General features: G+C 57.0%; 24 protein-coding genes. 10 read left to right on the plus strand and 14 right to left on the minus strand.

Going from position 1 to position 19555, the window contains the following annotated elements; all coding sequences use genetic code 11:
* Positions 1–23 precede the first annotated feature (23 nt).
* Positions 24–647: a LysE family translocator gene (locus DFP86_RS16900; protein WP_133683449.1), complete on the plus strand. Its 624-nt coding sequence runs from the start codon at positions 24–26 to the stop codon at positions 645–647.
* A gap of 60 nt (positions 648–707) precedes the next feature.
* Positions 708–1772, plus strand: coding sequence for a class II fructose-bisphosphate aldolase (fba, locus tag DFP86_RS16905; protein WP_133683451.1), 1065 nt, complete (start codon positions 708–710; stop codon positions 1770–1772).
* A gap of 74 nt (positions 1773–1846) precedes the next feature.
* Here the strand turns inward: fba and aroG are convergent, their stop codons facing one another.
* The 6 genes from aroG to DFP86_RS16935 all read right to left on the minus strand — a co-directional run bounded on the left by aroG (position 1847) and on the right by DFP86_RS16935 (position 6150).
* The gene (gene aroG, locus DFP86_RS16910; protein WP_133683453.1) at positions 1847–2902 is read right to left on the minus strand and encodes a 3-deoxy-7-phosphoheptulonate synthase AroG; all 1056 of its coding nucleotides are present in this window, start codon (positions 2900–2902) and stop codon (positions 1847–1849) included.
* 154 nt (positions 2903–3056) lie between these two features.
* Positions 3057–3467, minus strand: a complete 411-nt coding sequence (gene dksA / locus DFP86_RS16915; RefSeq protein ID WP_133683455.1) for an RNA polymerase-binding protein DksA — start codon at positions 3465–3467, stop codon at positions 3057–3059.
* Between the two features lie 202 nt (positions 3468–3669).
* Entirely contained in the window at positions 3670–3981 is a 312-nt protein-coding gene (locus DFP86_RS16920) for a c-type cytochrome (RefSeq protein WP_279526905.1), read from the minus strand.
* Positions 3982–4049: 68 nt separating this feature from the next.
* Positions 4050–4631 (minus strand): YggT family protein, encoded by a 582-nt coding sequence (locus DFP86_RS16925; RefSeq protein WP_133683457.1) that lies wholly within the window; start codon positions 4629–4631, stop codon positions 4050–4052.
* A gap of 1 nt (position 4632) precedes the next feature.
* A complete protein-coding gene (gene proC / locus DFP86_RS16930) occupies positions 4633–5436 on the minus strand; it encodes a pyrroline-5-carboxylate reductase (protein WP_133683459.1) in 804 nt (267 codons plus the stop codon).
* A gap of 3 nt (positions 5437–5439) precedes the next feature.
* Entirely contained in the window at positions 5440–6150 is a 711-nt protein-coding gene (locus tag DFP86_RS16935) for a YggS family pyridoxal phosphate-dependent enzyme (RefSeq protein WP_133683461.1), read from the minus strand.
* Positions 6151–6216: 66 nt separating this feature from the next.
* Here DFP86_RS16935 and DFP86_RS16940 point away from each other — a divergent pair, with 66 nt between their 5' ends.
* The gene (locus tag DFP86_RS16940) at positions 6217–7233 is read left to right on the plus strand and encodes a type IV pilus twitching motility protein PilT (RefSeq protein ID WP_133683463.1); all 1017 of its coding nucleotides are present in this window, start codon (positions 6217–6219) and stop codon (positions 7231–7233) included.
* Positions 7234–7288: 55 nt separating this feature from the next.
* On the opposite strand, the gene rsmA is transcribed toward DFP86_RS16940, so the two are convergent.
* Both rsmA and cyaY read right to left on the minus strand, forming a co-directional pair.
* Positions 7289–8062 carry a 16S rRNA (adenine(1518)-N(6)/adenine(1519)-N(6))-dimethyltransferase RsmA gene (gene rsmA / locus DFP86_RS16945; protein WP_133683465.1) on the minus strand — a complete coding sequence of 258 codons (774 nt, stop codon included), beginning with the start codon at positions 8060–8062 and terminating at the stop codon, positions 7289–7291.
* Between the two features lie 60 nt (positions 8063–8122).
* A complete protein-coding gene (gene cyaY, locus DFP86_RS16950) occupies positions 8123–8446 on the minus strand; it encodes an iron donor protein CyaY (protein ID WP_133683467.1) in 324 nt (107 codons plus the stop codon).
* Between the two features lie 75 nt (positions 8447–8521).
* On the opposite strand from cyaY, the gene lptM reads away from it, so the two are divergent.
* Genes lptM through DFP86_RS16960 form a run of 3 tightly spaced genes read left to right on the plus strand, consistent with a single transcriptional unit; the run spans position 8522 to position 11066 of the window.
* A complete protein-coding gene (gene lptM / locus DFP86_RS19385; RefSeq protein ID WP_166642316.1) occupies positions 8522–8686 on the plus strand; it encodes an LPS translocon maturation chaperone LptM in 165 nt (54 codons plus the stop codon).
* Positions 8683–9936 carry a diaminopimelate decarboxylase gene (gene lysA / locus DFP86_RS16955; protein WP_133683469.1) on the plus strand — a complete coding sequence of 418 codons (1254 nt, stop codon included), beginning with the start codon at positions 8683–8685 and terminating at the stop codon, positions 9934–9936. The genes lptM and lysA overlap by 4 nt, the downstream gene beginning before the upstream one ends.
* A gap of 41 nt (positions 9937–9977) precedes the next feature.
* A complete protein-coding gene (locus tag DFP86_RS16960) occupies positions 9978–11066 on the plus strand; it encodes a pyridoxal phosphate-dependent aminotransferase (RefSeq protein ID WP_133683471.1) in 1089 nt (362 codons plus the stop codon).
* A 62-nt stretch (positions 11067–11128) separates the two neighbouring features.
* Here DFP86_RS16960 and hemL read toward each other — a convergent pair whose 3' ends face one another.
* From hemL to DFP86_RS19640, 4 genes are read right to left on the minus strand one after another with little or no spacing between them, the layout of a single operon-like run.
* Positions 11129–12406, minus strand: coding sequence for a glutamate-1-semialdehyde 2,1-aminomutase (gene hemL, locus DFP86_RS16965; protein ID WP_133683473.1), 1278 nt, complete (start codon positions 12404–12406; stop codon positions 11129–11131).
* 23 nt (positions 12407–12429) lie between these two features.
* Positions 12430–12906, minus strand: coding sequence for a CYTH domain-containing protein (locus DFP86_RS16970; protein ID WP_133683475.1), 477 nt, complete (start codon positions 12904–12906; stop codon positions 12430–12432).
* Between the two features lie 13 nt (positions 12907–12919).
* A complete protein-coding gene (locus DFP86_RS16975; protein WP_166642317.1) occupies positions 12920–13336 on the minus strand; it encodes a CopD family protein in 417 nt (138 codons plus the stop codon).
* Positions 13337–13388: 52 nt separating this feature from the next.
* Positions 13389–13553: a rubredoxin gene (locus DFP86_RS19640; RefSeq protein WP_133683479.1), complete on the minus strand. Its 165-nt coding sequence runs from the start codon at positions 13551–13553 to the stop codon at positions 13389–13391.
* A 60-nt stretch (positions 13554–13613) separates the two neighbouring features.
* Here DFP86_RS19640 and thiD point away from each other — a divergent pair, with 60 nt between their 5' ends.
* Together thiD and thiE are read left to right on the plus strand one after the other, a co-directional pair.
* Complete coding sequence (gene thiD / locus DFP86_RS16985; RefSeq protein ID WP_243729427.1) at positions 13614–14462, plus strand: bifunctional hydroxymethylpyrimidine kinase/phosphomethylpyrimidine kinase; 849 nt, start codon at positions 13614–13616, stop codon at positions 14460–14462.
* Complete coding sequence (thiE, locus tag DFP86_RS16990) at positions 14446–15072, plus strand: thiamine phosphate synthase (protein ID WP_133683481.1); 627 nt, start codon at positions 14446–14448, stop codon at positions 15070–15072. Before thiD ends, thiE begins: the two co-directional genes overlap by 17 nt.
* On the opposite strand, the gene waaA is transcribed toward thiE, so the two are convergent.
* Both waaA and waaC read right to left on the minus strand, forming a co-directional pair.
* Positions 15058–16317: a lipid IV(A) 3-deoxy-D-manno-octulosonic acid transferase gene (gene waaA / locus DFP86_RS16995; RefSeq protein WP_133683483.1), complete on the minus strand. Its 1260-nt coding sequence runs from the start codon at positions 16315–16317 to the stop codon at positions 15058–15060. The two genes, thiE and waaA, sit on opposite strands and share 15 nt — an antisense overlap.
* Positions 16314–17279, minus strand: coding sequence for a lipopolysaccharide heptosyltransferase I (waaC, locus tag DFP86_RS17000; protein WP_133683485.1), 966 nt, complete (start codon positions 17277–17279; stop codon positions 16314–16316). Before waaC ends, waaA begins: the two co-directional genes overlap by 4 nt.
* Before the next feature lie 500 nt (positions 17280–17779).
* Between waaC and DFP86_RS17005 the strand changes: the two genes are divergently transcribed.
* Together DFP86_RS17005 and DFP86_RS17010 are read left to right on the plus strand one after the other, a co-directional pair.
* Complete coding sequence (locus tag DFP86_RS17005; RefSeq protein WP_133683487.1) at positions 17780–18538, plus strand: glycosyltransferase family 2 protein; 759 nt, start codon at positions 17780–17782, stop codon at positions 18536–18538.
* Positions 18535–19503 (plus strand): NAD-dependent epimerase/dehydratase family protein, encoded by a 969-nt coding sequence (locus DFP86_RS17010; protein WP_133683489.1) that lies wholly within the window; start codon positions 18535–18537, stop codon positions 19501–19503. The genes DFP86_RS17005 and DFP86_RS17010 overlap by 4 nt, the downstream gene beginning before the upstream one ends.
* The last annotated feature ends 52 nt before the right edge of the window (positions 19504–19555 follow it).

Genomic DNA, 19555 nt, shown 5'->3' on the forward strand with positions numbered 1-19555 from the left:
GCAACGATGACGGGGAAGATGCAATGACACTGAATATCTGGTTGCTGTTCGTCACGACCACCTTCTTCGTTTCCGCGGCGCCCGGCCCCAATATGCTGCTGGCGATGACGCACGGCATACATTACGGGGTACGGGCGACCGTCATCACCTGCCTTGGCCTGATGGTGGGATTGCTGCTGTATATCCTGGTCTCCGCCGCCGGGCTTGGCGCCTTGCTGACCGCATCGCCGCGACTGTTCGCCGCCGTCAGCTACTTGGGCGCCGCTTTCCTGGTCTACCTGGGCATACGCAGCTGGCGCGCCGCGCCGGTCACGCCGGAGGCCGCGCGCGCCGCAGGCGGCATGGCGACATTACAACGCTTTCGCCATGGCTTTTTTGTCGCGTTGAGCAATCCTAAGGCCGTGATTTTTTTCACCGCCCTGTTTCCGCAGTTTATGAACCCGCACAGTGCGCAATTGCCGCAACTGGCGATACTGACCGTCTCTTTTTACGCGATTGAAGCCTGCTGGCAATTCGCCTACGCCAGCGGTGGCGCACGGCTATCCGGCTGGCTGCAATCGCCGCGGCACATTCAACTGGTCAACCGCCTATCGGGTGGGGCCTTCATTTGTGCCGGCATTGTTTTGACCGGTGTTTCACACCACTAAAGTAGCGTCGCTGATCCAAGGATCGGCGTGATAACCATCTGCGCCCTGAGGGAGAAATTCATGGCACTCGTTTCGATGCGTCAACTGCTGGATCATGCGGCCGAATTTGGCTATGGCTTGCCGGCGTTCAACGTCAACAACCTGGAACAAATGCGCGCCATCATGGAAGCCGCCGACAAGGTCGATGCACCGGTGATCGTGCAAGCCTCCGCCGGTGCACGCAAATATGCCGGCGCGCCGTTCCTGCGCCACATGATTCAGGCGGCAGTGGAAGAGTTTCCGCACATCCCGGTGGTCATGCATCAGGATCACGGCACCAGTCCCGATGTCTGCCAGCGCTCGATCCAATTGGGATTCAGCTCGGTCATGATGGACGGCTCGCTCAAAAGCGACGGCAAGACCCCGGCCGACTATGACTACAACGTCGGCGTGACCCGTACCGTGGTCAACTTCGCGCACGCTTGCGGCGTGTCGGTGGAAGGGGAGATCGGCTGCCTGGGCTCGCTGGAAACCGGTATGGCCGGCGAAGAGGACGGCGTGGGCGCCGAGGGCATGCTGGATCACAGTCAACTGCTGACCGATCCGGAAGAGGCCGCCCGCTTCGTGCGCGATACCGGCGTGGACGCACTGGCCATTGCCATCGGTACCAGCCACGGCGCCTACAAGTTCAGCCGCAAGCCGACCGGCGACGTGCTGCGCATCGACCGTATCAAGGAAATTCACGCCCGAATCCCCAACACGCACTTGGTTATGCACGGTTCGTCCTCGGTACCGCAAGACTGGCTGGAAATCATCAATCAGTACGGCGGCGAAATCCCGGAAACCTATGGCGTTCCGGTAGAGGAAATCGTCGAAGGCATCAAGCATGGCGTACGCAAGGTGAACATCGACACCGATTTGCGCTTGGCGAGCACCGGTGCCGTGCGCCGCTTCCTGGCGACACACCCGTCCGAGTTCGATCCGCGCAAATACCTGGCGGAGACCATCAAGGCCATGCGCGACATCTGTATCGCCCGCTACGAGGCGTTCGGCTCGGCCGGACAGGCCAGCAAGATCAAGGCCGTTGGACTGGAAGCCATGGCCACCCGCTACAGCAAGGGCGAGCTGGCGCAAATCATCAAGTAAGCGCACACCGCTCGATAAACAAAAAACGGCAGCTGCCCTGGCAGTTGCCGTTTTTTCATCGTTTGCCCGAATATTTAGCGTGCGCGCCGCGCCCGCACCGCCTCGGCCAATTGAGACAGCAACGCCTCGGTGTCGTCCCAACCAATGCAACCGTCGGTAATACTCTGGCCATACACCAGCTCGCAGCCGGGCGTCAGATCCTGGCGGCCTTCCACCAAATGGCTTTCCACCATCACCCCGAAGATATGCTTGTCGCCGCCCGCCAACTGCTGCGCCACGTCCTGGCCCACCTCCATCTGTCGCCGGAAATCCTTACGGCTATTGGCATGGCTGAAGTCGATCATCAGCTTTTGCGTCAACCCCACGGCGGCCAGTTCGCTGGCAGCCGCTTTGACGTGCTCGATACCGTAGTTCGGCTCCTTGCCGCCACGCAGAATCACATGGCAATCCGGGTTGCCGCCGGTGGAGACGATCGCCGAATGGCCGGTTTTGGTCACAGACAAGAAATGATGCGGTTGACTGGCCGCGCGAATCGCATCGATGGCGATGCGCAGATTGCCGTCGGTGCCGTTCTTGAAGCCGACCGGACAGGACAGGCCGGAGGCCAGTTCGCGATGCACTTGCGATTCGGTGGTGCGTGCGCCGATGGCACCCCAGGAAATCAAGTCGGCAAAATACTGCGGCGTAATCATATCCAGGAATTCGGTCGCCGCCGGCACACCCATATCGTTGAGCGTCAACAGCAGCCGGCGCGCCTGACGCAGGCCGGCATTGATATCGTAGGACTCGTCCAGGTGCGGATCGTTGATCAGGCCTTTCCAGCCCACCGTGGTGCGCGGCTTTTCGAAATACACCCGCATCACGATCACCATCTCATGGGCGTACTCCCTGCACAGCGGTTGCAGGCGCCGGGCGTATTCCTCGGCGGCGGCCACATCGTGGATCGAGCAGGGGCCGATCACCACCAGCAAGCGGTCGTCTTCTCCACGCAGGATGGCGGCAATATCGCGCCGCGTGTTGAAGATCAACTCGGAAGTCTTGTCGTCGATCGGCAACTCATACAGGTGGGCAATCGGCGGCAGTAACTCCTTGATTTCCCGAATTCGTACATCATCGGTCTGGTGTTGCATGGGGATCCCTTGGCATCTGTTTTTTTGACGATTTACAGCAAGATACCCTCATTCCAACAACCAGGACAAGCGTTTTTCCGATCCGTTTGGCGCGCTGCACCAAGCAAAACGCCACCTGACGGTGGCGTTGTTGGGATAGACACTCGCGGATCGATCAATCGGCATATTGGCGCTTCATACGCTCCCGCCGCTCTTGCGCTTCCACCGACAATGTGGCGGTCGGTCGGGCGATCAGACGTTTGAGGCCGATCGGCTCGCCCGTATCTTCACAGAAGCCGTAGGAACCGTCTTCGATCTGACGTAACGATGCCTGAATCTTTTGCAGCAGCTTGCGCTCGCGATCCCGTGTGCGCAGTTCCAACGCATATTCCTCTTCGAGGGTTGCGCGGTCCGCCGGGTCAGGGGTGGCCTCCTGCTCCTGCAGATGATTGGCAGTCGCGCTGGCATTGACCAGCAGTTCCTGCTGCATCTGCAACAAACGATCTTTAAAGAACTCAAGATGGTCGGCGTTCATGTAATCGTCGCCGTCCCAGTTGAGAATATCCTGTTCGGTCAGCTTGGCCATAATTGGTACTTCCAGCATAGAGTTGGCAGACAGGCGGAGAAGATTACCTACAGCTCCAGCTTTGTGCAACTATCTTGCCAAAGCCCTGTAACATTCCTGCTGCTGAGAACTTGTATAGCGTGATTCTGCATTGGCTACAAGGTTTTTCATCAAAATAAAGGCGGCCGAAGCCGCCTTTCGGTTCACACGGGTATCTACCGGCTTATTTCAATGCCAGGATCCCCTTGACCAACGTCTTCACGTCGGCATCGCTCACCATCGAATTAGGCGGCATCGGCACTTGGCCCCACACGCCCGAGCCACCATTCTTGACCTTGGCGATCAACTTGGCTTCGGCCGTTTTGTCGCCCTTATACTTCTTGGCAACGTCTTTCCAGGCCGGACCGACTAATTTTGTGTCGATCGTATGACAGGCAAAACAGCCATCCTTTGTCGCCATCGGCTTGATATCGGCCATGGCCGGTGCAATCAGCGCGCCGCTCAGCACCGATGCCAACAGGATTTTTTTCATCATCTGCATCTCTCCCTTTTAGGTTTGCACAATCAAAACTATTCGCAGAGTATGACAAATAAACATAAACGTTAGACAAGAATCTTGAGTTGCATCAACAAACCACTTTCCAGCAACCGGACCGGTAGCATGAGGATCACCTGGATAATCAAGAACAGGATGATCGGCGACAAATCGACGCCACCCACCATTGCGCGACGGAATGGGCGTAGGTAGGGACGCGTCAGCGAGTCCAGTATCGGGGCTAGCGGATTATAGGGATTCACCCAGCTCATCACCGCCTGTACGATCACAGCGCCCATCAATAAGAACAGCGATTGTTTGAACAGGTAGAGCACGCTCAGCAACGCCAAAGCCAGCAGCGTCTGCGGCGCGGCGAAGTTGTAGGGCAGGGGATTGAGCGCCAGAATCAGCCCGTTGGCGATCATGCCGACCAGCCAAGCGGCCAGCAGGGTCGCCATGTCATAACTGCGAAAGCTAGGCACCATCCGGCGCATCGGCAAGACGGCGAAGTTAGTGACCGCCATGACGAACTGGCACAACGGATGTCTGAACGGTGCGTGCGCCACTTGCAGATAAAAGCGCAGCAGCAGTACGAGCACGAATAGATCGGACAAGGTCTTGATCAGGAACTGCAGGGTTTCGATGAGCATGTTAATCCTGACTGAGCTGTTGGCCCATTTCAATGGAGCGGGCTCGACAATCCATGGCGCCGGCGACGATCGCCGCCTTAACCCCTTCCTGGTCGAAACGGACGATCGCCCGTTCGGTCGTCCCCCCCTTCGAGGTAACATTGCTTCGTAATTGCTCGACCGGCAACGGCGACTGGCGCGCCAGCGTCACGGCGCCATCGAAGGTGTCCAGCACCAGTTGACGCGCCGTCGCCTCGTCGAACCCCACGTCGCGGGCCGCCTGCATCATCGACTCGATAAAATAAAACACATACGCCGGGCCGCTGCCGCTGACGCAGGTGATATCGTCGATGCCGACCTCCCGTTCTAGCCAGACCACGGAGCCCACGGAAGCCATCACGATTTCCGCCGCCGCCAGATCGGCGGGCGACACCGCAGGCGCGGCGAACAGGCCGGAGATGCCCTTGCCGACCATCGACGGCGTATTCGGCATGGCGCGCACCAGGCGCTCGCTGCCCAGCCAACGCGCCAGCGCATCGCAGCGGATGCCCGCGGCGATCGAAATCGTCAACGCACCGCCCAGCCGTGGCGCCAGATCATGGCATAGCGCTTTCAACTGCTGCGGTTTGACCGCCAGCACCACCACCTCTTGCGGAGAGAATTGCGCCGGCATGGCGGTCAGGCCTTGCGCGCCATATTGCTGGTTTAATCGATCCAGCTTGTCTTGATTGCGATCCAATACACGAATCGTGTGCTCCGGGTGCTTGCTGAGCCCGGCGATGATAGCGGCGGCCATGTTGCCGCCCCCGATGAAAGTAATCTGCATGGATCAGTTCCCCGTCTGCTTCTGGCTGTAATCGCGCGCGCCAAAGATGGCGGTGCCTACCCTTACCATGGTGGCACCTTGCCCAACGGCAAGGGCCAAATCCGCCGACATGCCCATCGACAATGTATCCAACTCGAACCCTTCCGTTCGCAACGTATCGCGCAACTGGCACAGCAGAGCGAAACGTTTTGCCAACAGTACTTGATCCGCAGTCGGTTCGGGAATACACATCAAACCGCGCACGCGCACATTCGGCAACAGTCCGATCTGACGCACCAAATCACCGACCGCTTCCGGCGCACAACCGCTTTTGCTCTGCTCTCCCGATACATTGACCTGAATGCATAGGTTTAGCGCTGGCATGGCCGACGGCCGCTGTGTCGACAACCGTTCTGCGATCTTATGTCTATCAACTGAATGCACCCAATGCGCATATTCTGCCACGATGCGCGTCTTGTTGGATTGAATTGGCCCGATAAAGTGCCATTCGATATCCAGATCCGACAGCTCCGCCACTTTACTGGCGAACTCCTGCACATAATTTTCGCCAAAAGCCCGCTGCCCGGCCGCATAGGCCTCACGGATGGCATCGCCTGGAAAGGTCTTGCTGACCGCGATCAGTTGTACCGCGCCTGCCGGCCGATTAGCCTGCGCTTCGGCATCGTGAATCCATTGCCGGACTTGATCCAGCGCCATCTGGACGGTTTGGGACATTGCAATTCCTGTCTTTGTTCATGGCCGGGGCCAAGGGGCGCCTAGCCACCGAAGGGGAGATTATAAATGCAATTGACCGCGCTCCTTAAGTATTGCGCCAGTCAGCACGCGTCGGACTTGCACCTTGCGCCAGGCGAACCGCCGATCTTACGCCGACATGGTCGGTTGTATCGACTTGCCGTCAACGCGCTGGACGCCGATAGCTTGTCCGAAGCGTTACAAACCGTTCTACCTGTCTTTCTGCGAGATCGGCTGGCAAGCGAACGGGCTTGCGATTTCCGTCTGTCGCTGCCGGAAACGCAGGCCCGCGTGCATCTATACCATCAACGGTGCGGGCTAGCCGCAGCCATTCGGCTGCTACCGTCCGATTTGCCGGATATGGCCGCTCTCGGCCTTCCTGCGGCCGTCGCCGACTGGACACACGTGCCGCATGGGCTAATCCTCATTTGCGGCGCCACCGGCAGCGGAAAATCCACCACCCTGGCAGCCTTGGTTCACCAAATCAACCGACTGCGAGCCTGCCATATTTTGGCACTGGAAGATCCAATCGAATTTATCCACACCGGGCTGAAAGCCCTGGTAACGCAACGCGAGATCGGTTCCTGGGATGGGGGCTTTGCCCAGGCATTGAAGACGGCGCTACGCGAAGATCCCGACATCATCATGGTAGGAGAAATGCGCGATAGAGAAACGGTCGCACTGGCTCTTGAAGCGGCCGAGACAGGCCATTTGGTGCTGTCGACCCTACATACGCGCAGTACCGCTAATGCCATCGCCCGCATCTGCGGCTTCTTTCCTGCCGATGCCCAGCAAACGATCCGGTTGCAACTTTCGCAATCGTTGCACGCCATCATGGCGCAAATGTTATTGCCGAGCTCGGGGGACGGTGTGCGCGTGTTGGCACACGAGGTTCTACACGCCACGCACGCGGTGCGTCACGTCATTCGCGAAAATCGACTGGAGCAAATCGAAACCTTGCTGCAGACCGGGCGCCAGCACGGTATGCATACGCTACGCCAATGTCTCGATCAGCTTGTCGCCCAGCAACTGATAGCGCCCGAAGCATCCGCCATCGACACATGAAAAAACCGGCGGTTTCACGTGAAACCGCCGGCTTGGCTTACCTTCGCAGCGAATATCAACGCGCTGCCAGCATATTGGCCATGGCAACGTATTGTTCGACACCGATATTCTCCGCTCGTAGCGTGGGATCGATTCCCAAACCGGTAAACTCGTCGTCGGTCAGCAATCCCTTGAGATTGTTGCGCAAGGTTTTGCGACGTTGAGCAAAAGCCTGCAATACCAGTTTTTCCAATATCGCCTCATCGGTCGCGACACCACAGCGGCCAGCAGCAGGAATCATGCGCACCACGGCCGATTCAACCTTGGGCGGCGGCCAAAAAGCATCCGGCGGCACATCGATCAGACTTTCCATTTCAAACCGATATTGCAACATGACGCTCAGGCGACCGTAATCGGCACACGAGGGTTCGGCAACCATCCGATCGACCACTTCCTTCTGCAACATGAAATGCATGTCGACGACGTGATCGCCATACGACGCCAGATGAAACAACAAAGGCGTGGAAATGTTGTACGGCAAGTTGCCGACGATTTTCAGCTTGCCGGCGACCGAAGCGAAATCGAAGGCCAGGGCATCGCCCTCGTGGATGACCAGTTTGTCGGCAGGAAATTCTTTCTTCAGCCGGCCGATGATGTCGCGGTCTATCTCGACCACGTGCAACTGCCGCAACCGGTCAAGCAAGGGTCGGGTGATCGCGCCGAGGCCAGGCCCGATTTCGATCACGGTATCGTCCGGTCCTGGATTGACGGCATGGACGATACTTTCAATGATTCGCGAATCTTGCAGAAAATTCTGCCCGAAACGTTTACGGGGAATGTGTTGATTCATGGTGTCCCAATCAGGTAGGCCGCCATTTTACCTGCGATACGGCGACGTTGCCGAGGTCCATCATGCGGTTTGCCAGGAGAATGTTTCACCGGCCGACCGCCCGATCAGTTGCGACAAGGCCTGGCCCAGTTCGGAACCATCGCGCGTGTTGCGCCACTGTCCTTGTTCGTTCAAGCCGAAATGGAACCCGCCGCTTTTTGCCGCCACCCAGATTTCCTGGTTCGGTACATGGCGGTTAACGATGATTTTTTCGCCCGAATCGAATTCGATTTCCAGCACTCCGCCGTTGAGTTCATAATCGAGATCGAGTGCGCTTTCATCCAGCGCCGTCTGGAGCGAATCAAGCAGCGTATCGGTTAGATCGAGAAATTCGCTTTCAGTCATTTTTCTTCCTTGGTCGTGCTCTAGCACGATGAGCTTTTGTTAGTATCCTAATTTTGCCACAGCGGATTTCATTGTATGCGATACCTCACCCTTTCTTTGATTCTTGCAGGTTGTCTGAGCGCATGCGGCTATAAAGGCCCGCTGTATCTGCCGACCGATGCCCCCAAGACCGCCCAGCCCGCGGCCAGCCAGCCGGCGACGTCGCCCGTTCAACCTCACAAGGACGCCAGCCAGCCGTGAATGCCATCCACTACCGTGAAGACGATCTATACATCGAAGATCTCCCGCTGAGCGAGATTGCCGCTCAATTCGGCACGCCGGCCTACATTTATTCCGAAGCCGCGCTGACCGGTGCCTTCGAATCCTATCGTGCGGCATTCGCCAACCTCGATCCGCTGTTGTGCTATGCGGTCAAGGCCAATTCCAATTTGTCCATCCTGCGCCACTTCGCACGGTTGGGATGTGGATTCGACATTGTCTCCGGCGGCGAGTTGGCGCGCGTGCTGGCGGCTGGCGCCGATGCACGCAAGGTCGTTTTTTCAGGTGTGGGTAAATCAGAGCAAGAAATGATCGAGGCGCTCAATGCCGACATCAAATGCTTCAATGTCGAATCGCTCAACGAGCTGCTGAAACTAAATACCGTAGCCGGCCGAATCGGCAAGACGGCACCGATATCGCTACGGGTGAATCCCGACGTCGACGCCCAAACGCACCCCTATATCTCCACTGGATTGAAAGACAACAAATTCGGCATCGCCTACGATGCGGCCCTCGATATTTATCAGCAGGCCAAGTCCTTGCCGCATCTACATATCGTCGGCATAGACTGTCATATCGGTTCGCAATTGACCGATGCCGCGCCGCTCATCGATGCGCTCGACCGTCTGCTCGGCCTGATCGATCAACTTTCCTCGGCCGGTATTGCGCTTCATCACCTGGATATCGGCGGCGGCCTAGGCATTCGTTACCGCGACGAAACCTTGCCGGACTTATCGGCCTTCGCCCAAGCCTTGTCGGAACGCCTGCAAGGTCGAGGCCTGCAGTTAGTGATGGAGCCTGGTCGCTCGCTGGTGGGCAATGCCGGCATTCTGCTGACCCGGTTGGAATATCTGAAACTGGGCGAACACAAAAATTTCGCCGTGGTCGACGCCGCCATGAACGATTTGATGCGTCCATCGCTCTATTCTGCCTACCACGGCATCCTGCCTGTCACGCGTCGCGAACACCTGGCCACGATCACGGTCGACGTGGTCGGCCCGATCTGCGAGTCTAGCGATTTTCTCGGCAAGGATCGCCAGCTAGCGATCATGGAAGGCGACTTGCTGGCCGTGATGTCCTGCGGTGCCTACGGTTCCACCATGGCGAGCAACTACAACACACGAACCCGGGCCATTGAAGTCATGGTCAGCGGCGACCAAACCCGTGTGATTAGAAGCCGCGAGACGCTGGACGAACTGCTGGCCAATGAAAAATCCTGCCTAGACAAATAGTTGTCTTTGGCAATCAATTAAAGGTAAGAGGAACGTACAGCATGCGCTTCGCACGACATCTGCAGGATCACAGTATCCACAACCCGTTCCCGGGCCTTGTGCGCCTGGAGCAGAAAATCGGCCGCGAGATCACCACGCGCATCGGCTCGAACGAAAGCCCCGCTTTGCCGCTGCCGGCCCTGGTCGAATTACTCGGCGAACAAGGGCTGGCGCAAGCCAATCTCTACCCCGATCCCTATGCTCACGAAATCCGTCGCCTGGCAGCCGATCTCAACCAGGTGAAAAGCAGCGAGGTCATTGTGGACAGCGGCGCCGATAGTCTGATCCTGCTGACGCTGCGGTTATGCTGCAATGTCGGCGATACCGTCATCACCAGTGCCGGTAGTTATCCCACTTTCCGCTATTTCGCCGAAGGTTGCGGCCAGCGCGTGGTGGAAGTCAGCCTGCAAAGCGGCCCGGAAGGACGACTGGAAGCCGACTTGGGGGCACTGGCCTTCAATGCCCATCAATACAAGGCCCAGTTGGTCTACTTGGCCAATCCGGACAACCCGACCGGCCACTACCATTCGCAAACCGAAATCGAACGCTTCCGCCAAAGCCTGCCGGCCGATTGCATGCTACTGCTGGACGAGGCCTACCTGGAATTCGCCGAATTGGGGCGGGCCACGAGCCCGGTGATGGTCAATACCATCCGCCTGCGCACGCTCTCCAAGGCCTATGCCTTGGCTGGATTACGCGTTGGCTATGCCATCGCGGCAGCGGAAACCATCGCCAAAGCCGATGAAATCCGACCGCAATTCGCCGTCTCCTCCTTGGCGCAAAGTGCCGCCTGCATTGCCCTGCAGGCACAGGATGACGTCAATAAATTGCTTCAGACAACAATTAACGATCGCGAACGCCTAAGCCAAGCACTTCGAGAACGCGGCCTGACAGTACTGAATTGCAGCACCAATTTCGTCAGCATCCACTATCCAGACTCTCTCATCGCCGAACAGATACAAAAGCGCTTATTCGAGCGTGGCGTGGCGGTACATCGTCCAAGTCATCCGGCGACCAATCACCTACTACGGATTACCGCGCACCCGGCAGCGCTAGACGATGCCATTCTCGACGAGTTGGCACGGGCGTAGGGATGCCGTAGGCGCGGCCGTAGGGTGCGGTCGCGAAGCACCGCACCCTACGCTAATCCACCTTACAACGCCTTCAACACCTCTGCGGCCAAGGCAATGGTTTCCTCGATCAACGATTCGCTGTGCGCATCGGAGACGAAACCCGCCTCGAAAGCCGACGGCGCCAAGTACACACCCTTTTCCAACATGCCGTGGAAGAAGCGCTTAAACGCACTAATATCGGCTTTCGATACTTCGGCAAACGAAGATGGCACCTTCTCGGTCATATACAAACCGAACATACCGCCCACACTATCCGCACACATCGGCACCCCGGCGCGACGCGCCGCCTCGCTAATGCCCTGGGCAAGGCGCTCAGTGCGCTTACTCAGTTCGAGATGGAAGTCCGGGCGTTGGATCAGGCGCAACGTCGTCAGGCCGGCCGTCACCGCCAGCGGGTTACCCGACAAGGTCCCCGCTTGGTAAACACTCCCCAACGGCGCGATGCACGCCATGATGTCGGCGCGCCCGCCAAAGGCCGCCAGCGGCATCCCGCCGCCTACCACCTTGCCGAGCGTGGTCATGTCCGGCTTGATGCCGTGCAAGTGTTGCGCGCAATGCAGATCGACCCGGAAGCCCGTCATCACCTCGTCGTAGATCAGCACCGTGCCACTCTGCTCGGTCAGCTCGCGCAGTGCGCGAACGAATTCGCCGCTGGGCTTGATCAAGTTCATATTGCCGGCGAACGGTTCGAGAATCACGCAAGCGATCGTGGTACCGATTTCAGCGAAAGTCTGCTTCAGCTGCTCGACATTGTTGTACTCAAGCACCAGCGTATGCTTGGTGAAATCCTGCGGCACGCCGCCGGATGACGGCGTACCGAAGGTCAACAAACCCGAGCCTGCCTTGACCAGCAGGCTATCCGAATGGCCGTGATAGCAGCCTTCGAACTTAACGATGGTGTCGCGGCCGGTGAAACCGCGCGCAAGGCGAATGGCGCTCATGGTGGCTTCCGTACCGGAAGACACTAGGCGCACTTGCTCGATCGACGGCACCAGGCGGCAGATTTCCTCCGCCAGGTCGATCTCGCCTTCGGTCGGCGCACCGAAGGACAAGCCGCCTACAGCCACTTCCTGAACGGCGGCCACCACTTCCGGGTGCGCATGGCCGAGAATCGCCGGGCCCCAAGAGCCAACATAGTCGATGAAACGTTGACCGTCTGCATCCCACACGAACGCACCATTGGCACGAGCGATAAAACGCGGCGTACCGCCCACCGAGCCGAAAGCCCGAACCGGCGAGTTCACCCCGCCAGGAATGCGCGCTTTGGCGCGATCAAACAACTGCTGGTTACGCGACATGATGAGTCCTGTCTTCTATGACATTATTCGGAAGAATGATCCCAACTGCTAAAAGGGTGATCCGCCAGCCAGGCATTGGTGAAGCGGCTGTCCGCCGTCACCTCCTCGCCCAGCCAGTCCGGTCGCTCGAACGGCGTCTGCTCGTCCGGTAATTCGATTTCCGCCAGCACCAAACCGGCATTGGCACCAAAGAATTCATCCACTTCCCACGTCATGCCGGCATGGGCGACACGGGTACGGTGTTTTTGCACTTGCATCGGGCATAGTGCGTCCAGCATTGTCTGTGCGTCCGCTAGGGGAAGGTCGTACTCGAACTCATAGCGCGATGCATCGGTTATTTTCGCCTTGATCGTCAACCACGCCCGGTCGCCGACCACGCGCACGCGCACGGTGCGTGCCGGATCGACCGACAGGTATCCCTGGCGATAAACCAGGGGTTCGCCCAGTGCCCTCCAGCTATCGCCACGCACTAGAAAACGACGTTCGATTTCCATTCCCATCGGTCAGGCCTGCTCAAAATGGTTTGACCACCACCAGAATCACGATGGCCAACAAAATAAAAGTCGGAATTTCGTTGAAAACCCGATACCAGACGTGCGAGCGCTGATTACGTCCCGCCTCGAAATCGCGGTAGATCCGACCGCAATAATATTGAAAGCCCAACAACAACATCACCAGTGCCAACTTTGCGTGCAGCCAACCGCCAGCGATGCCGTAACCGAGCCACAGCCAGAGACCGAAGACGATCGACATCAGCGACAACGGCATCATGAATCGGTACAGCTTGCGCGCCATTTCCAATAGGCGCTGGGATTCATCGCCAGGCTTCGCCATCGCCAAATTGACAAATAGCCGCGGAAGATAGAACAACCCCGCGAACCAGGAGGTCACAAAAAAAATATGGAACGCCTTGATGTACAAATAACCCAAGATCAACTCCTGCCGATGCGGACATACGGAATCTAGGCCGGCCTGGCCGGAATCAGATTTCGACCATCTCGAAATCGTCCTTATGTGCACCGCATTCGGGGCAGGTCCAATTCGGCGGAACTTCTTCCCATCGCGTGCCAGGGGCAATACCATCCTCTGGACGTCCGGATGCCTCGTCAAAGATAAAACCGCAAATCAGACACATCCAAGTACGCATTTATTTCCCCTTTGTAAGTTAGAATGACAATTCTATATCCAGACTGGATGGAGGTTAACCTTGGCAGCCAAAAACATGCGAGCGGAAGCGCCGCCGGTCGTCCTGACGCTGGCTGGCTCCGATCCCAGCGGTGGCGCTGGTATTCAAGCCGACATTCTGACGCTCGCCAGCTTGGGATGCCATCCCTTGTCGGTGATCACTGCACTGACCGTACAGGATAGCGCCGGCGTACACGATCTGATGGTCATCGATGCCGACTGGGTCAACGACCAGGCGCGACTATTGATGGAAGACATGCCCGTCGCCGCCTTTAAGGTCGGTCTGATCGGCAGCGTCGAGAACGTGGCGGTCATTGCCCAATTGGCGGCCGATTATCCGGACATCCCGCTGATTCTCGATCCGGTATTGGCCAGCGGAGGCGGCGATGCCTTCGCCGATGAAGACCTGATCGGCGCAATGCGCGACATCCTGCTACCCCATGTAACCGTTTTGACGCCCAACAGCATCGAGGCACGCCGATTGGGCAGCAATGATCCGGACGAAGAAGACGACCTGACGCTCGACGAAAGCGCATCGCGCCTACTGTCGCTTGGCGCGGAATATGTATTGCTTACCGGTACCCACGAAAATACAACTGAAGTCATCAATACCCTATATTCCACCGACGGCACCGCACGTGCGCAACACTGGGAACGGCTGCCTGGCAGTTATCACGGTTCAGGTTGCACGCTGGCTTCCGCCTTGGCCGCCATACTCGCATGCGGCAGCCCGATGCTGGAAGCTGTCGATGACGCGCAGGAATATACCTACCAGACATTACTGAATGCCTATCGCCCCGGCATGGGACAACATATCCCTGACAGAATGTTCTGGGCTCGCGAAACGGAAGAAAATGAACAGGCGCCATAAAATTAAGGGCTTGTACGCCATTACTCAAAATATTGTCGATGACAACCATCTAGAGCAAGTGCGTCGTGTCCTTGCCGGCGGCGCAAGCGTGCTGCAGTACCGCAGCAAGTCGCCGGACAATGCATTGAAATACCGCCAAGGCAAGCTATTGCATGCACTGTGCCGCGAGTACGATGTCCTGTTCATCGTCAATGACGACCTCGATTTAGCCATCAAATTGAAAGCCGACGGCGTTCATCTTGGTCGGGAAGATATGACCGTTCGCCAAGCACGCGTCGCACTCGGTTCACGTGCCGTCATCGGCGCATCCTGTTACGACAGCCTGGATATCGCGCGCCAAGCCAAACAGGATGGCGCGGACTACCTTGCCTTCGGCGCCGTCTATCCGTCCAGCACCAAACCCCATGCCGTCCTGGCTCCACTATCGCTATTCACCAGGGCTCGTAGCGAGTTCGAGTTACCGTTGGTCGCCATCGGCGGCATCAACGCTGCCAATGCTCAAGCCGTCGTCGATGCCGGCGCGGATGCCTTGGCGATGATCCAGGGCGTGTTCGCTAGTCCCGATCCGTATCAAGCGGCTCTGGACATTGCTCGATTATTCGTGGATTGAAAGCCGCGACGCGATCAGTTCGACAATACGCTGGCTTGCGCCTCGATGCGCTTTGCTAAATGCCAAGCCAGCCTGTCCCATGGCCACACGGCGGGGCGCATCGACCAATAATTGATTGATTAAATCAACTAATCGGTCGGAATCGCTTACCTGACAAGCGGCACCACATTCAAAAGCGATTTGACTTGCTTCAGCGAAGTTGAAGCAGGAAGGACCGATCAACACCGGCCGACCGATGCTGGCGGGCTCGATCAGATTTTGCCCACCCAGCGGCATCAGGCTACCGCCAATAAATACCAGGTCGGCGGCATGGTAGTAAGCGAACATCTCGCCCATGCTATCGCCCAACCATACCTGGGTCTCCGGCAGTACTGGCTGCTGATCGCTACGGCGCTGCAGCGTGAATCCGTTGGCCAACGCCAACTGAGCCACTTCGTCGAAGCGCTCGGGATGTCGCGGTACGATCACCAGCAGCGCTTGCGGCCGATGAGCGCGCCAAGCCTGCAGAATCAACGCTTCTTCACCATCACGCGTACTGGCGCACACGACAATGGGTCGATCGCCCAAGCGCTGTTTGAACTCGGCGCCAAGCAATGCCTGCGCCGGCGGAGGCGTGAAATCATACTTGGTATTACCGCAGACCTGTGGATCGCTCGCCCCAAGTGCAGCCAAACGCTCTGCGTCGTCCTTCGACTGCGCCGCCACGGCCGTGAGCTGGCGCAGGGCAGGGCGGATCAGCGCGGCAAAGCGCCGATAACCACGATATGACTTTTCCGATAGTCTGGCATTGGCCAAAAACAACGGGATGGATTGCTCATGCGCCGCAGCAATCAGATTGGGCCACAGCTCGGTTTCCATCAGCACGCCAAAACGGGGTCGATACGCTTGCAGAAATGCGTGTACCCCCTGTGGATAATCGTAGGGAAGATAGCGAATCTCCGCCTGTTCGCCATACAGCGCTTCGGCACAGGCACGTCCAGTCGGCGTCATCTGCGTGATTAATAGCGGTACGCCAGGCCATTGTTGCTGCAGCGCCTGGATCAATGGCATCGCGGCACGCGTTTCACCGACAGAAACCGCATGGACCCAGATAGCTCCCTGATGCTTAGCATTCAATGCACGGCCAAAACGTTCGTCCCAATATTCCAGATAAGCGGGCGTTTTTTTACCGCGCCGACGCAGATAACGACGTACCAGCGGCGTCGCCAGGCGCCAGAGGAGAGAATAGAGCGCACGCCAAATCACTGTTGGAACCCCTGACGCGAACTCAGTGCGCTTAAAACCTCATCGATCGACGGCCGCTGACCGACACCGCCGATATTCACCGCATACGGCGTTTCGCACACCCCTGTCCGCTTAGGGTCGGTATCGGTATAAATCGCCACGAGCGGCACATCCAGGGCATTGGCCAGGTGACTCAAACCGGTATCCACACCCACCACGGCAGCGGCATGACCCAGTACGCCCGCGGCTTCGGTCAAGGTCATGCGCGGTGCCACCATGGCACCCGCTTGTACCTGTGCCAACCGTTCCGCACGCTGACGTTCGTGCTCGTTGCCCCATGGATAGATGGCGGTCAAGCCGTAATCGGCATTCAGACGCCTAGCCAGTTCAATCCAGTACGATTCAGGCCATTCCTTCGACGCGCGACTGGTTGCGTGTAGCAACATTACGTAGCTGCCGGCCGGCAGCCATTCGGCACGCTCGCCAGGTCTGATGCCGAATTGCGCGTCGCCAGCGACCGCATAGCCGAATGCCCTGGCAAAAAGCAAGCGGTTACGAGCCACGGCGGCTTGCTGCCAATCGATGCGATAGGTCTTGTTATACAACAGGCTGGCCACTGGCTCGCGAATACTGCGCCAGTCGAAGCCTGCCACCGGGCCACCGGCAAGCCGTGCCGGAATGGCGCTTTTCAACAAGCCTTGCGAGTCGATCACCATGTCCCAGTGCATCATGCGCAACTGCTGTTTCAGCTGACGGATTTCACGCCAGGTTGACGGCGACAGGATACGCCCGCGCCAACGGCGCCAAGCCAGTGGGATGACCTGGTTGACGGCCGGGTGCAGCCTGGCGATGTCGGCGAAGTTTTCTTCTGCAAGCCAGCTGATATTCAGATTTGGGTAGTGCTTGACCAATTCGGTGATGGCGGGCCAAGTATGGATCAGATCCCCCATCGACGACGTCCGCACAATCAAGACATTCATCATGGGCGGCATTGTATACGGCCGAGTCGTGGTTAACCACGTTGTTTTCCTTCTGGCGGAATGTGCATAAGCATGCCTTTTCAGTCATGCCAAAACTTATCCACAAGCTGTCCATAGGAAGCAGAGTTATCCACCAACCGTACCATGAACAAGGTAATTGATTGATCTAGCATAGAAATAACTAGTTACCCACAGCAAACAGTCACCTTCTTCTTATTCATCTATTTTAAAAAGGGCATAATAGTTAACAGATAGCGGCCAAACGAGCCATGTGCCAATCGTACACAGCCACATGCCAACAACTGTCTACTAGCTTGTGCATAAGCGGGAAGCTGTGCACTAACCTAGAATTATCCACAAGCCATTCGCAATGAAATCATAGGGTAGAACACAGGAAAGCGATAAAAATAACCTATTGAAATAAAAATAAAATAACTGGTTATCCACAGCTCATTGGCATCTTCTACCAGTATCATCAAATATAAAAAAGGCAACTAGATACAATGCAATGTTCTTTCAGCGTGGTCGTGATTACCTACAATGCCGCTGCTCAGCTAGATCAGTGTTTGCAAAGTTGTGCGTTTGCCGATGAAATTGTCGTCGTCGATTCCGGAAGTACCGATGCCACCGTACAGATCGCCGAAGGACATGGGGCACGCGTGATACAACAGACATGGCTTGGATTCGGGCCACAAAAGCAATTTGCCGTCGAACAGGCGAAACACGACTGGGTGTTATGTCTAGATGCGGATGAATGGCTGTCGATAGAATTAACTAAAAATATCAAAGAGATACTTAGTTATCCACAGTTCGATAGCTATCACTTTCCTCGCTGCAACAAGTTCATGGGGCGCTTTTTACGGCATGGCGAGGGGTATCCGGATTTAAGCCTGAGATTGTTCGATCGTCGCAAGAACCGTTGGTCGGACGATGTGGTACATGAATATGTGAAGTGCGGCACAGCACCTGGTCGTCTGCAGGGCGATCTGATGCACGAATCGGGTGAGGATATCGCGCTGTACCTGACCAAGCAAAACCGCTATACCAGTCTGCAGGCCAGACAGATGTATGAGAAAGGAAAGCGCGTTTCCGTGGCCAAGATGCTGGTCAGCCCATTGATCAGGTTCATCAAGTTTTACTTGATTCGCCAAGGATGGCGCGACGGTTTGCCTGGATTGGTTCATATTTCCATTGGCTGTATGAATTCTTTTATAAAGTATGCGAAACTGCGGGAGTTTTATCGTTTGGAGCAAGCGTCATGAGGGTGTTGGTAACCGGGGCGGCGGGATTCATTGGACGCGCGGTGTGCGAAAAGCTGTTGGACATAGGGCAACATGCCGTATTGGCTGTGGATAACCTGAATGACTACTACTCCGTCGATCTGAAGCACGCACGATTGGCCACTTTGCAGGGCCGCGAGGGGTTCGAATTCCATCAGTTGGACATCGCCGATGCCGCGGCATTGGATAAGCTGTTTAAAACTCAGCCTGTCGACTACGTCATTCATCTGGCTGCCCAAGCCGGAGTGCGATATTCGCTGAAGAATCCCCATGCCTATGCACAGAGCAACCTGCTCGGCATGACCAATTTATTGGATGTTTGCCACCGCTATTCGATTAAGCATCTGTTGTTCGCCAGCTCGAGCAGCGTATACGGTAAGAACAGCAAGGTTCCGTTCGCCGAAGACGATCGTACCGACGAACCGGTTAGCTTTTATGCCGCCACCAAGAAAGCCGGCGAAGTCATGGCGTACAGCTATGCGCACTTGTATGGGCTGCCGACCACCGTGCTGCGTTTCTTCACGGTCTACGGGCCGTGGGGACGTCCGGATATGGCGCCTTGGATGTTTACCGAATCAATCATTCAAGGCAAGGGAATTAAAGTATTCAATAATGGCGATTTGCAGCGTGATTTTACCTTCATCGACGATATCGTCGAAGGTGTGCTGAATGTCATGCCGCGTGTACCGACCGGATCGGTACCCTATGCCCTGTTCAACATCGGCAACAACAACCCTGTCAAGCTGATGGATTTTATTCGCTGTGTCGAGGCTGCCTGCGGCAAGGAAGCGATCAAGACCTATCTACCGATGCAGGATGGCGATGTGCCGATTACTTATGCGGATACCACGCGTCTGCACGAACTGACGGGCTTCGCACCATCGACGCCGTTAAGCGAGGGAATTCAGCGTTTTGTCGATTGGTACCGTGGATTTTACTGCGTATAACGATATGCCGATTGCCGGGGCGTAATCGGCGTCAGACGGTGTTGAGCCGTTT

This window comes from Paludibacterium purpuratum (assembly GCF_004363805.1).
Classification (GTDB): domain Bacteria; phylum Pseudomonadota; class Gammaproteobacteria; order Burkholderiales; family Chromobacteriaceae; genus Paludibacterium; species Paludibacterium purpuratum.

Excerpts from the sequence above, each read along its gene's own strand:
- DFP86_RS16900 (WP_133683449.1), top strand. The coding sequence starts at position 24 with ATGACACTGAATATCTGGTTGCTGTTCGTCACGACCACCTTCTTCGTT.
- fba (WP_133683451.1), top strand. The coding sequence starts at position 708 with ATGGCACTCGTTTCGATGCGTCAACTGCTGGATCATGCGGCCGAATTT.
- aroG (WP_133683453.1), bottom strand. The coding sequence starts at position 2,902 with ATGCAACACCAGACCGATGATGTACGAATTCGGGAAATCAAGGAGTTA.
- dksA (WP_133683455.1), bottom strand. The coding sequence starts at position 3,467 with ATGGCCAAGCTGACCGAACAGGATATTCTCAACTGGGACGGCGACGAT.
- DFP86_RS16920 (WP_279526905.1), bottom strand. The coding sequence starts at position 3,981 with ATGATGAAAAAAATCCTGTTGGCATCGGTGCTGAGCGGCGCGCTGATT.
- DFP86_RS16925 (WP_133683457.1), bottom strand. The coding sequence starts at position 4,631 with ATGCTCATCGAAACCCTGCAGTTCCTGATCAAGACCTTGTCCGATCTA.
- proC (WP_133683459.1), bottom strand. The coding sequence starts at position 5,436 with ATGCAGATTACTTTCATCGGGGGCGGCAACATGGCCGCCGCTATCATC.
- DFP86_RS16935 (WP_133683461.1), bottom strand. The coding sequence starts at position 6,150 with ATGTCCCAAACCGTCCAGATGGCGCTGGATCAAGTCCGGCAATGGATT.
- DFP86_RS16940 (WP_133683463.1), top strand. The coding sequence starts at position 6,217 with ATGCAATTGACCGCGCTCCTTAAGTATTGCGCCAGTCAGCACGCGTCG.
- rsmA (WP_133683465.1), bottom strand. The coding sequence starts at position 8,062 with ATGAATCAACACATTCCCCGTAAACGTTTCGGGCAGAATTTTCTGCAA.
- cyaY (WP_133683467.1), bottom strand. The coding sequence starts at position 8,446 with ATGACTGAAAGCGAATTTCTCGATCTAACCGATACGCTGCTTGATTCG.
- lptM (WP_166642316.1), top strand. The coding sequence starts at position 8,522 with ATGCGATACCTCACCCTTTCTTTGATTCTTGCAGGTTGTCTGAGCGCA.
- DFP86_RS16960 (WP_133683471.1), top strand. The coding sequence starts at position 9,978 with ATGCGCTTCGCACGACATCTGCAGGATCACAGTATCCACAACCCGTTC.
- hemL (WP_133683473.1), bottom strand. The coding sequence starts at position 12,406 with ATGTCGCGTAACCAGCAGTTGTTTGATCGCGCCAAAGCGCGCATTCCT.
- DFP86_RS16970 (WP_133683475.1), bottom strand. The coding sequence starts at position 12,906 with ATGGGAATGGAAATCGAACGTCGTTTTCTAGTGCGTGGCGATAGCTGG.
- DFP86_RS19640 (WP_133683479.1), bottom strand. The coding sequence starts at position 13,553 with ATGCGTACTTGGATGTGTCTGATTTGCGGTTTTATCTTTGACGAGGCA.
- thiE (WP_133683481.1), top strand. The coding sequence starts at position 14,446 with ATGAACAGGCGCCATAAAATTAAGGGCTTGTACGCCATTACTCAAAAT.
- waaC (WP_133683485.1), bottom strand. The coding sequence starts at position 17,279 with ATGATGAATGTCTTGATTGTGCGGACGTCGTCGATGGGGGATCTGATC.
- DFP86_RS17005 (WP_133683487.1), top strand. The coding sequence starts at position 17,780 with ATGCAATGTTCTTTCAGCGTGGTCGTGATTACCTACAATGCCGCTGCT.
- DFP86_RS17010 (WP_133683489.1), top strand. The coding sequence starts at position 18,535 with ATGAGGGTGTTGGTAACCGGGGCGGCGGGATTCATTGGACGCGCGGTG.